Annotated in this window: 12 protein-coding genes; 9 read left to right on the top strand and 3 right to left on the bottom strand. The window is 42.1% G+C overall.

Annotated elements, in window-relative coordinates:
- Positions 1–16 precede the first annotated feature (16 nt).
- From NSQ76_RS14415 to ccpA, 9 genes are all read left to right on the top strand, one after another.
- Entirely contained in the window at positions 17–829 is an 813-nt protein-coding gene (locus NSQ76_RS14415; RefSeq protein WP_024426180.1) for a DUF1444 domain-containing protein, read from the top strand.
- Positions 830–845: 16 nt separating this feature from the next.
- Positions 846–1,451: a YtpR family tRNA-binding protein gene (gene ytpR, locus NSQ76_RS14410; RefSeq protein ID WP_163114910.1), complete on the top strand. Its 606-nt coding sequence runs from the start codon at positions 846–848 to the stop codon at positions 1,449–1,451.
- Between the two features lie 196 nt (positions 1,452–1,647).
- Complete coding sequence (locus NSQ76_RS14405) at positions 1,648–4,356, top strand: DNA translocase FtsK (protein ID WP_341054483.1); 2,709 nt, start codon at positions 1,648–1,650, stop codon at positions 4,354–4,356.
- Between the two features lie 303 nt (positions 4,357–4,659).
- Complete coding sequence (gene murC, locus NSQ76_RS14400; RefSeq protein WP_024424856.1) at positions 4,660–5,958, top strand: UDP-N-acetylmuramate--L-alanine ligase; 1,299 nt, start codon at positions 4,660–4,662, stop codon at positions 5,956–5,958.
- A gap of 222 nt (positions 5,959–6,180) precedes the next feature.
- On the top strand, positions 6,181–6,600 hold the full coding sequence (locus NSQ76_RS14395) for a DUF948 domain-containing protein (protein WP_024424855.1): 420 nt from the start codon (positions 6,181–6,183) through the stop codon (positions 6,598–6,600).
- A 26-nt stretch (positions 6,601–6,626) separates the two neighbouring features.
- Positions 6,627–7,097 (top strand): YtxH domain-containing protein, encoded by a 471-nt coding sequence (locus NSQ76_RS14390; RefSeq protein ID WP_024426178.1) that lies wholly within the window; start codon positions 6,627–6,629, stop codon positions 7,095–7,097.
- Positions 7,098–7,131: 34 nt separating this feature from the next.
- Positions 7,132–7,455 carry a bacillithiol system redox-active protein YtxJ gene (ytxJ, locus tag NSQ76_RS14385; RefSeq protein WP_024426177.1) on the top strand — a complete coding sequence of 108 codons (324 nt, stop codon included), beginning with the start codon at positions 7,132–7,134 and terminating at the stop codon, positions 7,453–7,455.
- A 221-nt stretch (positions 7,456–7,676) separates the two neighbouring features.
- On the top strand, positions 7,677–8,753 hold the full coding sequence (locus tag NSQ76_RS14380; RefSeq protein WP_024426176.1) for a bifunctional 3-deoxy-7-phosphoheptulonate synthase/chorismate mutase: 1,077 nt from the start codon (positions 7,677–7,679) through the stop codon (positions 8,751–8,753).
- Positions 8,754–9,205: 452 nt separating this feature from the next.
- Entirely contained in the window at positions 9,206–10,207 is a 1,002-nt protein-coding gene (gene ccpA, locus NSQ76_RS14375) for a catabolite control protein A (RefSeq protein ID WP_024424851.1), read from the top strand.
- A gap of 44 nt (positions 10,208–10,251) precedes the next feature.
- On the opposite strand, the gene NSQ76_RS14370 is transcribed toward ccpA, so the two are convergent.
- Genes NSQ76_RS14370 through NSQ76_RS14360 form a run of 3 tightly spaced genes read right to left on the bottom strand, consistent with a single transcriptional unit; the run spans position 10,252 to position 12,722 of the window.
- Positions 10,252–11,412: an acetoin utilization protein AcuC gene (locus NSQ76_RS14370; protein ID WP_326134090.1), complete on the bottom strand. Its 1,161-nt coding sequence runs from the start codon at positions 11,410–11,412 to the stop codon at positions 10,252–10,254.
- On the bottom strand, positions 11,409–12,050 hold the full coding sequence (locus NSQ76_RS14365) for a CBS and ACT domain-containing protein (protein ID WP_024424849.1): 642 nt from the start codon (positions 12,048–12,050) through the stop codon (positions 11,409–11,411). The genes NSQ76_RS14370 and NSQ76_RS14365 overlap by 4 nt, the downstream gene beginning before the upstream one ends.
- 39 nt (positions 12,051–12,089) lie before the next feature.
- Positions 12,090–12,722, bottom strand: coding sequence for a GNAT family N-acetyltransferase (locus NSQ76_RS14360; RefSeq protein WP_024424848.1), 633 nt, complete (start codon positions 12,720–12,722; stop codon positions 12,090–12,092).
- Positions 12,723–12,846 lie beyond the last annotated feature (124 nt).

The raw sequence follows: 12,846 nt of genomic DNA, 5'->3' as shown, positions 1-12,846 counted from the left end.
AGGAGAGTCTAAAACGATGGCAAAAATGACATCAAGACAGCTTGCGAATGAACTCAAAAGCCGTCTGACGAACGACAGCTGGTCACACCAGTTTGACCGGGAAAAAGATACGCTTCGTATTGAAGATAAACAAACAGGCAAAGGCATCACACTAGAGCTCCCGCCAATTATTGCAAAGTGGGAAGTAAAGCCTGATGAAACCATCGATGAGATCGTTTATTATGTGAAAGAAGCGCTGAGTGCGATGAAAGGCGAAGCGCAGCACATTTCAGGAAAAGAAAAGCAGATCTATCCAGTCATTCGTTCCACTTCCTTTCCTGAGGCATCAAGTGATGGAATTCCCCTCGTGTTTGATGAGCATACAGCAGAAACGAGAATCTACTATGCACTTGATCTTGGAAGCACCTATCGATTAATTGATGAAAAGATGCTTCAAAAGGAAAACTGGACAAAAGAGCGAATCAGAGAAACCGCCAGCTTCAACGTCCGTTCGCTAGAAACTGTAGTGAAAATGGATGAAGTGGCAGGCAACCGGTTTTATTTCTTCCGTGCAAATGACGGATATGACGCCAGCAGACTTTTAAATGAATCGTTATTACAAGAATACGCGCAAAAAATAGAAGGACAAATGGCGATTTCTGTTCCCCATCAAGATGTATTCATCATTGCTGATGTTCGCAATGATTCAGGCTATGATATTTTAGGACAGATGTCGATGAGCTTCTTCGCCAGCGGCACGGTTCCGATTACCGCATTATCATTTTTATATGATGAGGGGAAGCTTGAACCGATCTTTATACTTGCAAAAAGCAGACCAAAACAGCAGTAGAAGGGAATTTTGAAGAATGAACGTTTTTTATAATGCAGAAGGTGTAGGCGACACACTCCTTATTTCATTGAAAGATGTGACGAGAGAAGAAGTAGGTCATGAGACGTTTGGAGATGTTGTACGAATCTTCAATCAAGAAACAAAAGAAACAACAGGCTTTAATATCTTCAATGCATCCACTTACATGAAAATTGAAGAAAACGGATCTGTCCCGCTTTCTGAAACCATTGTTCAAGATATCAATGAAATTTTAAACCGTAACGGTGTCAATGAAACGTTGACTGTGGATCTATCACCAAAATTTGTTGTCGGCTATGTGAAGGAAAAAGAAAAGCATCCGAACGCAGATAAATTAAACATTTGCCAAGTGGATGTGGGCGATGAAACCTTACAAATCGTGTGCGGTGCACCAAACGTTGACCAAGGCCAATATGTCGTGGTAGCGAAGGTCGGTGCAGTGATGCCAAGCGGTATGGTCATCAAAGATGCTGAGCTTAGAGGCGTTCCATCAAGCGGCATGATCTGTTCAGCGAAAGAGTTAGATCTTCCAGACGCACCTGCTGAAAAAGGGATTCTTGTTTTAGATGGAAGCCATCAAGCTGGCGAACCCTTTAAAGCGTAACCTCCCATAAACGGGCACATAGGAGCGAAGAATGTGTTATACCAAAAGTCACTAAGTACGTACTTAGTGACTTTTTTTCATCTACAGACAGCATGAACAGCAAAAAGCGGCACTTTTCTCGCTTTTCTGCATGAAAAAGCAATGGTATACTAAAAATCGCCCAAGAAAACGTAAGGGGAGTTAAAGTGAGTGATAAATGATGAGTTGGTTAGATAAATTTTTTAGTGTATTTTTAGGAGAAGAAAAGAAAGAAGAAAAAGCTGCAAGACCTGAAGAAGATCTAGCTGCACCAAAGCAGCCAGCTTTTGAACCGCATAAAGAATATAAAAAAATCGAAGATACGAAAGTGTATTATGAATATCCAAAAGGGAACTTTCGCTTTCCGCTCGTTCCAGATGAACCTCAGCGCGATGGAGTGAAGCCGGAGAGAAGACGCGCCAAACCAAGCCAGTCAAAGACCAGACAGACAACCTATCAGCCTAAACAAACGCTTCAGCCTGATATGAATAAAAAGCCATTCAAGCCAGAACAAATTCCATCACCGATCTATGGCTATCATCAGGATATGCGTCCAAAACGGGCAGATGCAAAAGAAGAAACAGCTTCAGTTCAAAGGAAAGCAGCAGAAGAAACGGCGCAGCGTGTCACACTGTTATCAGAAGAGGCAGAGCGTGAACGGAATGTCAGACAGCAAATGAACATCCCGTCAATACAGAAAGAAAAACGTATCGAGGAAATGGTTTCAGCGTCAGCAGAAGAGAGAGCAGATAAGGAGCCAGCAGTAACCCCGCATACATTGCAAGAGGAACTCGCTTATCAAGATCATGTTCAATCGACGATGGAACGTTTAACTGACGAGCCTTTCATCGAGCCAGAAGATCATCATGAAGCTGATTTACATAAGCAGCAAGCCGAAGTCTATCAGAAGCAGCCGGCAGAGTCTGAGCCGGAACAGACTGTTTCCAGTGATGAAGAAGAAATAAAGGACGAGCCTGTCCATCAGTTTGAAGAGCATACTGAGGAAATAGAGATGTTGACCTTCGAAACACCGGAACCTTCGCAGCCAGCGATTGAAATGGAAGTAGACATTCCAGCAGAAGAAGCGGCGTTAACAGAAAACATTTCAGCAGAACCGGTGGAAGAAGTAGAAGCTGATCCAATAGAAAACAAACAAGAAGAAGCGCCAGCGGCAGCATTTGAAGAAGCTGAGCCAGTCAAACATGACCTGCAGGAAGATCAGCTGGTTCAAGAAGCTGAAATTGAAGAAGATCAAGCGGTGCCAGTAGAACAAGTAAGAGAGGAACAAACTGCATCTGAACCGGCAGAAACGGTTATAGAGCAGCAAGAACAAACGCAGGAAGTCAAGAAAGAAGAACCAAAACAGACATCTCCGCAGCCACAACGCACAAGCGGGCAAACCTCTACGGTTCCGTTTAATGTCATGATGTTAAAAAGCGATCAGCGCGTGCAAGGGCAAAAGAAAGCAGCCGATACACAAGGATATGTTTTTCCAAGTCTCGCCCTTTTAGACGTACCGCCAGCTCAAAAAGAAGAGGACGGGACATGGGTGAAAGAGCGGGCTGAGCTGCTCAATGCAACACTTAAAAATTTCAACGTAAGAGCAAGTGTGGTTCATGTCACACAGGGCCCTTCTGTGACAAGGTTTGAAGTACATCCAGAACCAGGTGTCAAAGTGAACAAAATCACGAACCTGTCAGATGATATTAAACTTAGTTTGTCCGCAAAGGATATTCGAATTGAAGCCCCGATTCCAGGAAAGAACACAATCGGGATCGAAGTGCCAAACCTGCACAGTAAAATGGTGTTCTTAAGAGAAATGATCAGAAGCAGTGCGTTTAGAGACAATCCATCTCCTTTAACAGCGGCACTCGGATTAGATATTTCAGGCCAGCCTGTCGTGGTTGATCTGCAAAAAATGCCCCATGGCTTAATTGCCGGAGCCACTGGTTCAGGAAAAAGCGTCTGCATTAATACGATTTTAGTGAGCTTAATGTTTAAAGCATCACCAGATGAAGTGAAAATGCTCTTAATTGACCCTAAAATGGTTGAATTAGCGCCGTATAATCACATTCCGCATCTTGTGAGTCCCGTCATTACCGATGCCAAGACAGCAACAGCGGCTCTGAAATGGGTAGTGGATGAAATGGAAAGACGCTATGAACTATTTGCACACTCTGGCGTGAGAGAAATTAAACGATTCAATGAGCTTGTGAAAGAAAAACAAATGGGTGAAAAACTGCCTTATCTCGTCGTGGTGATCGATGAGCTGGCTGATTTAATGATGGTCGCACCAAATGAAGTCGAAGAAAGCATCTGCCGAATTGCACAGAAAGCAAGAGCATGCGGCATTCACTTATTGATTGCGACACAAAGACCTTCTGTTGATGTCATTACAGGTCTCATTAAAGCCAATATCCCAACAAGAATTGCGTTTTCTGTTTCAAGTCAGGTGGATTCAAGAACGATCATTGACATGGCAGGTGCAGAAAAGCTTCTCGGAAAAGGAGACATGCTCTTCTTAGAAAATGGCTCCGGCAAGCCGACAAGGCTGCAAGGGAACTTTGTATCAGACCGTGAGATTGATCAAGTGGTGGCACATGTGAGAAAGCAGCGTAAGCCCGTGTTCCTTTTTGAACAGGAGGAACTAATGCTGCAAGGCTCTGCGATTACAGACGAAGATGAATTGTTTATGGATGCCTGCCGTTTTGCCATTGAGCAGAATAGCGCTAGTACATCAAGTTTGCAGCGAAGATTTAGAATTGGCTACAATCGTGCAGCCAGATTGATTGACATGATGGAGCGCGAGGGCATGATTTCTGGTGCGAAAGGCAGTAAGCCAAGAGAAGTACTCATGACACTGAGTGACTTAGAACAGTTGATCTAAACAAACCACTTCATTTTTTTCGTAAACATGGTATGATAGCACATAGGTGCAATTTTGTAATTGGACGCTTTTCGCATGTCTGCCAGAACGCTTTTTTATGTAAAATAAGCGGAAACAGGTGTTAGAAATGGGAAAGTTGTCGGATACTAATCATAGTTAATATTGATTAGAATAGGAAGATCGGAAAAAAATCTTTATTTGGAGCTGCGATCTGTGATCAGCTAGAGGCAAAAATCACAAGTTGCAAATTGAAATGAGCGTCATATACTGTAAGTCAGATAGACGTTTGTTGGAGGTACAATTATGACTGTTTATCATTTTGTTGGAATAAAAGGGACAGGTATGAGTCCACTGGCCCAAATTCTTCATGATACTGGGTATACTGTCCAAGGATCGGATATCGAAAAACATATCTTTACACAAAAAGCATTAGAAGAACGAAATATTAAAATTCTACCATTTGACCCAGACAATATTCAGCCAGGGATGACGGTCATCGCAGGAAATGCATTCCCTGATACACACCCTGAGATTGAACGTGCCCTTTCTGAAGGGATTCCTGTCATTCGCTACCATAAATTCCTTGGAGAATACATGGATTCATTCACAAACGTTGCGATTACTGGTGCTCATGGAAAAACATCGACAACAGGACTGCTTGCTCACGTCATGCAGGCAGCCAAACCTACTTCGTACTTAATCGGTGATGGATCTGGAATGGGGAAAGAAAACAGCGAGTATTTTGTCTTTGAAGCATGCGAATACCGCAGACACTTCCTCAGCTATCATCCAGACTATGCGATCATGACCAATATTGATTTTGATCACCCTGATTATTTCTCGGATATTGATGACGTGTTTGATGCATTTCAAAACATGGCGCTTCAAGTAAAAAAAGCCATTATTGCCTGTGGTGATGATGAGCATCTGCCAAAGATTCAAGCGAAGGTACCTGTTGTGTACTACGGTTTCAACGAAGAAAATGATTTCCAAGCACGCAATGTTGTGAAAAATACGGAAGGTACCACATTTGATGTATTTGTACGCAATACGTTTTATGATACCTTCTACATTCCTGCCTACGGAAATCATAATGTCCTCAACTCGTTAGCTGTCATTGCATTATGTCACTATGAGTCCATTGATGTAGAACTTATCAAAGGCGCATTAACGACATTTGGCGGTGTGAAACGACGCTTTAATGAAAAAGTGGTCGGTGAGCAGGTCTTAATTGACGATTATGCACATCATCCAACTGAAATTGAAGTCACGATTGAAGCAGCTCGCCAAAAATATCCGGACCGTGATATTGTGGCTGTCTTCCAGCCGCATACGTTCACACGTACACAGCAATTCTTAAGTGAATTTGCTGACAGTCTAAAGAAAGCCGACTATGTCTACCTTTGTGATATTTTCGGTTCAGCCCGTGAAAACATTGGGAAGCTGAGCATTGAAGATTTACAAGAAAAAATCCCGCAGGCCCAATTAATTGAGGAAGAAGATACATCTGTGCTGAAAACGCACGAAGATGCGATTCTGATCTTTATGGGAGCAGGAGACATTCAGAAATATTTGCGTGCTTATGAAAAAGTCGCTGTATAAATGCTTAAAAAAGTGCCGTTTCACACGGCACTTTTTTTATTTTGAATAAAATGTGACAAAAGGGCTAAATGTGTCAACATGTGCCGCTTTTTTTCGTTCGCTGTGGACAGGAATTAGCGAATAAGTGTAGAATTATTATTCAATCGGTCATTCTAGGCGATGTTTGAATGATACAACGAGAGGGTAATGAATTGAATATGCCCGCAGCAAAGGAGGTATCAGATGATTATTATTCTATATCTAAGCGTTGCACTGATCGCAATTGCTTTCCTCATTCTTGTCATCTATTTGTCCAAAACATTAAAATCCTTACAGCTGACATTAAAGAATGTTGCATCAACTTTAGAAGGTCTTGAAGGTCAGATGCAAGGCATCACCACAGAGACAGCACAGTTGCTACATAAGACGAATCAGCTTGCTGAAGATATTCAAGACAAATCAGCAAAACTCAATACAGTAGTGGATGCGGTGCAGGGAATTGGCGGCTCGATCAACCAATTTAATACAAGCATAAAGCAGGCAGCTGGTGCGGTTTCTTCATCCGTTGAAAGAAATCAAGAAAAAGTGACGGATGTGGTTAGCTGGAGTAACGCAGCACTTGAAATTTATAAAAAATGGAAACAGCGTAAACACCAAAAATAAACCATATTCGCATAGGAGGAATAATCATGAGCAAAGACGGAATCAATAGCAAAGACTTTTTGATCGGAACACTTATTGGTGGAATTGTTGGTGCAACAACAGCATTATTTTTAGCACCGAAGTCAGGGAAAGAGCTTCGCGATGATTTGAACACCCAAGCGAATGCGTTAAAAGAAAAAACAGACCGGCTCACAACAGATGCAAAAGAAAGAGGCACTGAATATGTGACGATTGCGAAAGATAAAACGTCTGAATTGTCTCAGCTTGTAGCAGAGCAGTCAAACCAGATTTTAGACAAAGTGAAAGACATAAAAGAGCGAGCAGCTGGAAAAGCTAATAAAGTGAAAAGTGAAGCAGAAGATGCGGCAGCGGATTTGGCAAGCGAAGCATCTGATGTAGCAGATGAAGCAAAAGTACGAGCACAAGAAGCAAAGTCAGAAATTGAAGACGGCATCAAAGATGTCAAAGAAAAAGTAGAACAATCGACTAAAGGCTAACGCTCACTGCTAAGAAGTGAAGAAGGAGAACATCATGTCAAAACAACTCATTGAAACAGAAGAACAGTTTGATCAACTAACGAATCAAGATGGGACCTTTGTCTTTTTTAAGCACAGTTTGACATGTCCGATCAGCCAAGCGGCTTTTCAAGAGTTTGAAGCATTTGCGTCTGCACATGAAGATGTACCTGCGTATTTCTTACAAATTCAAAACACGAGAGAGCTTTCATCCTATGTGACGGAAAAGTCTGGAGTAAAGCATGAAAGTCCGCAGGCACTCATCTTTAGCGGTGGAAAAGTAAAATGGCATGCTTCTCACTCAAGCATTACAAAAGAAGCGCTTGAACATAATCTGTAAAAGAAAGAAACGTCAGCAGCGGCTGACGTTTTTTTTATAAAAAAGGTTTACTTGAACAAAAAGTATGCTATAATCTTACATACGATACTTTACCGCTTAAAAGCGTTTGGGTAATAAAGAAAATTTTCGTGACAATTCCGAAATCTTTGTTTATAATAAACCCTATCATGCAAGAATGAAAAAATAAAAAGCGAGAGCAGGCAGAGGAAAGGATGACAAAAATGAGCAACAATGAATTAGAAAAATTGAGGCAGCAAGCAGATGAACTAAATCTTCAAATCTTAAAACTGATCAATGACAGAGGAAACATTGTCAAAGAAATTGGAAAAGCGAAAGAAGCGCAAGGTGTCAACCGTTATGATCCTGTCAGAGAGCGCACAATGCTGAACCAAATTCTTGAAGAAAATGATGGGCCATTTGAAAATTCAACGATTCAACATATTTTCAAAGAGATTTTCAAAGCAGGTCTAGAGCTTCAAGAAGATGACCACAGCAAAGCACTTCTTGTTTCTCGTAAGAAAAAACCAGAAAACACAATCGTGAATATCAATGGGGAAGCGATCGGTGATGGAAAGCAGCGTTTCATCGTTGGACCATGTGCCGTTGAAAGCTACGAGCAAGTCGCAGAAGTAGCGGCAGCAGCGAAACAGCAGGGATTAAAACTACTTCGCGGTGGCGCCTTTAAACCTCGCACAAGTCCATATGATTTCCAAGGACTTGGTGTAGACGGTCTAAAGATTCTAAAGCGTGTAGCGGATGAATACGGTCTTGCTGTTATTAGTGAAATTGTTAATCCTGCTCATATTGAAGAAGCGATTGAGCATATCGATGTCATCCAAATTGGGGCACGTAACATGCAAAACTTCGAACTATTAAAAGAAGCCGGTTCCGTGAATAAACCAGTTCTTTTAAAACGCGGTCTTGCAGCGACCATCTCAGAATTCATCAATGCAGCTGAATACATCATCGCCCAAGGAAATGATCAAATCATCCTTTGCGAGCGCGGTATCCGCACATACGAAACAGCGACAAGAAATACATTAGATATCTCGGCAGTGCCAATCTTGAAACAAGAGACACATTTACCAGTCTTCGTTGATGTGACGCATTCAACTGGACGTAGAGATCTTCTCCTTCCAACAGCAAAAGCAGCTCTTGCGATTGGAGCAGACGGTGTCATGGCAGAAGTACATCCAGATCCATCTGTTGCTCTATCTGATTCAGCGCAGCAAATGGACATTCCACAATTCGAAAAATGGTTAGATGCGTTAAGACCACTTGTCAACATTCACGCGTAATCATAGATAGAAATAGCCGCCGGATGACTGCCCGGCGGTTTTTTTATGGAAAAAATACCATGAGGTTTGGGAATGAAAGGAAGAAAGCACATTGCAAGCCCAAAAAGTGCTTGTTCACAATGTTTTCATTTTTAAAATTCGATAGAATCTGCTAAGATCATTGTCATAGCTGGCGTTCTCGATGCTTTTTTATGAAATATGATTCAAATTACAGGTAACAAGCTGATTAAAGTTTGTTTAATTTAGTTATAAAAAGAAAGGGAACGTTTTCATATGACAAAAAAACGTGTATAATTTCATAAAAGAATGTCATTTTGATGTAGATTGAAAAATTATGTGTCTCTTTTCATCGTTTTAATGACAAATAGGATATTATTTTCCTCGTATCTGACATGTCTCTATCCAATTGGTGAATGCTATAGATATGAAGTGTATTTGAAGGAGTGATTTATGTGAATAATGTTACAATATATGATGTAGCAAGAGAAGCAAATGTAAGTATGGCAACGGTATCACGCGTAGTAAATGGTAATCCAAACGTAAAACCAACAACAAGAAAAAAGGTGCTTGAAGCGATTGATCGCCTTGGCTATCGTCCAAATGCAGTGGCACGAGGCCTTGCAAGTAAAAAAACAACGACAGTTGGGGTCATCATCCCTGATATTTCTAGTATCTTCTATTCAGAATTAGCACGCGGTATTGAAGATATCGCCACGATGTATAAATACAACATCATTTTAAGTAACTCAGATCAAAATACGGATAAAGAGCTTCATTTGTTAAATACGATGCTGGGCAAACAAGTAGACGGAATTGTCTTTATGGGCGGAAACATCACAGATGTGCATGTGGAAGAATTTAAGCGCTCTCCTGTACCGATTGTGCTTGCAGCATCTGTTGAAGAACAGGCTCAAACACCATCTGTTAACATCAACTATGAGCAGGCAATTTATGATTCCGTTCAGCTGTTAGTTGAAAAAGGACATAAACGAATTGCGTTTGTTTCTGGTCCAATGTCAGAGCCAATTAATTCCGTGAGAAAGCTTGCAGGTTATAAGCGTGCGCTTGAAGAAGCGGGTATCGCGTTTGACGATGCACTTGTTGCTGAAGGCGATTACTCTTATGACTCTGGAATTGAAGCACTTGCTCATCTGCTTGAGCAGTCTGACAAACCGACAGCTGTTATCGCAGCTACAGATGAAATGGCGCTAGGTGTCATTCACGGAGCACAAGACAGAGGGGTCTCCATTCCTGAAGATTTAGAAGTGATTGGCTTTGATAATACAAGACTTTCACTCATGGTGCGTCCTCAGCTGACAACAGTTGTTCAGCCGACATATGATATTGGTGCTGTTGCCATGAGACTGCTCACAAAACTGATGAACAAAGAACAAGTGGACGATCAAATTGTTGAGCTTCCGCACAGAATTGAAGAAAGACAATCAACAAAATAAAACAAAAAAAGCAGGCTTACCTTATGAGGGAAAGCCTGCTTTTCTTATGCCTTTTTCTTTTCTCTTCTAACAGGCATGAGTGCTTTTTCTACTGTTTGAGCATTTTTTTCTGTGATTTCTGCTTTTCTTGGGATCGGTGGATATAAATCGTCAGGATCTTTCCATGTAGGTGGAAGGGTAACAGGCGATTGCTTATTCCATGCCTGAATCCAGTCCTGAGGTAGCTCATCTGGCGGTGTAATGGCTTTCATTTCAAGCCAAATGCGGCTCCACGCTCTTGGAACGACGCGCCAAATATCATATCCCCCTCCGCCAACAGCGATCCATTTACCGTCACAATATTGATGCGCAAGCTCATGAGCAAGTCTAGGAATTTCTTCATATATTTTCATGGTGGCAGATAAATGAGTTAACGGATCATAGTAATGTGCATCTGCCCCGTTTTGCGTCAAAATCACATCTGGTTTAAAAAAAGCAGCAATTTCAGTCACTGCTGTTCGGTATGCTTCGAGAAACGATTCATCTTCCGTAAATGCATCTAGCGGAATATTATACGCGTAGCCATAGCCTTTATCGTGGCCTCTTTCCTGTACTTGTCCGGTTCCAGGGAACAAGTAGCGTCCCGTTTCATGAATGGAGACTGTACATACCTCTGGGTCGTCATAGAAGCTGAACTGGACACCATCGCCGTGATGAGCATCCGTATCAATATATAAAATTCTAGCGCCATATGTCTTTTGAATATATTGAATCGCCACAGAGCTGTCATTATAAATACAAAAGCCAGATGCACGCCCTTTGAATCCGTGGTGAAGCCCGCCGCCAAGATTGAGGGCATGCTGCGAATGACCGAGCATCACTTGGTCAACCGCTGTTAATGTTCCGCCAACAAGGAGAGATGCCGCCTCATGCATGCCTGCGAACATCGGTGTATCCTCAGTGCCAAGACCGTAGCGTTCACCCTCTGCTGTAGACAGTTTTCCTTCACTTGCCCGCTGCACAGCCTGGATATAATCTGCTGTATGGACGAGCTTTAATTCCTCCAGAGTAGCCATACGCGGTGCGACGATTTCATCCTCTGTTAACGCCTTCATTTTTTGAAGAAGATCATAAGTTAAGTAAACCCGAAGCTGATTGAAGGGATGATCTTGGTTAAATTGGTACGTTTGAAAAGATGGTGAAAAAACAAAGGTCGCTTCCTTCATTTGATCGTCTGCTCCATAGGCCAGAGCACTTTATAGCCTTTTGCGCGAATCAGCTTCGTCACATGATCTGCATGAATGGTTTGAAGGCGGAAGACGAGCACTTTAGATGCCTCATTGGCATGCGGGTACACAAGCACACTCAGCAATTGAATATGCTGCTCCTTTAAAATGGCCGTAATGTCTGCGAGGCCTTCTGTCATCTGCTCGACTTCAACCTCTAAGTGCGACCCAGGCTGATCTGCACCTGTCAGTCTTACAAACGTACGAAGCAGATCTGTTTTTGTGATAATGCCTACAAGCTTGCCGCGTCTCACCACTGGAAGACAGCCAATTCCGTGCTCAAAAAAGACACTTGATATCTCTTCAACGAAATCAAGCGGGTGAGCCGTGATCGTCTCTAATACCATGATCTCTTCTACCGGCCGCTGAATAAAGAGCTTCCTTTTCTCTGTTTCAAAAATACTTGGACTGGCATTTTTAATATCCCGATCAGTCACCATCCCAATGACAGATCCTTGATCAGATACGATCGGAATATGCCGGATGTGGTGTGCACTCATTTTTTGAATGGCCTCTTCAATCGTATCGGTTTTTCGCAGCGTGATCACATCACGCTCCATAATTTGTTCAATCATCATTGTTTACCAATCCCCTTTGCCAAAAAAACGAATTGAACGTTAATACATAAAGCGCTGATGGAAGCGAAGACGATCGAAACGCTCGATCGAATCAGGACTCACATGTTTCCCAATTCTGGCCATTAAACAATTGGCTGGATGTGAGCTAATCTCTGGCTCGTCTGTTGCAAACCAGACAAGACCGCCTGCGTTCATCATTTTCTCCATCATTTTGCGGTACTCCCAAACGTTTTTCTTTGTCCCCTTTAAATCCCAATGCCAGTAATATTCAGTTGTAATGATGATGTAATTCTCCATTTGCTCATCCATCATGCTCACATCAAGCAAATGCTTGCCAAGTGAGCATCCTCTAAATGGAGGAGCGACCTCAATCGCGCCAAGCTCAATTAAATTATCCATTTTGCCCTCTGACCAGCGCTCAAGTGGATCAGGATACAAATACGTGACATAGCCTACGACGAGCTCATTCGCTCTTGCAATGATAATACGTCCTTCTGGAAGATCTGCTATTTCAACAAGTGCTTGTTTCTGTTCCTCAGGCGTGCGAAATGCCGTTAGTCCTTCATGAAACGTATAGTTCGCAAGCTCTGATGCAGGTACCGGTCCTTCAATCAGGATGGAACCTGTTTCTCGCTCAATGGTTTTTGAATAATAAGTTTTAGGATGCTCCACGTATCCACCGCCCCTAATTCTAGTGAGTCGTCTCTATTCTATCTTAAATCTTGCAATAATTAAAACGGTTTCATCAGAAGTTTTTTAAAAATTGAGAAAAAAAGTCATCTATACTATAATGGTC

Origin of the sequence: Bacillus sp. FSL M8-0256 (assembly GCF_038005765.1) — a bacterium.
GTDB lineage: Bacteria > Bacillota > Bacilli > Bacillales > Bacillaceae > Bacillus > Bacillus safensis.
The sequence above is the reverse complement of the archived record's forward strand: the minus strand, read 5'-3'. Positions and strand labels throughout refer to the sequence as shown.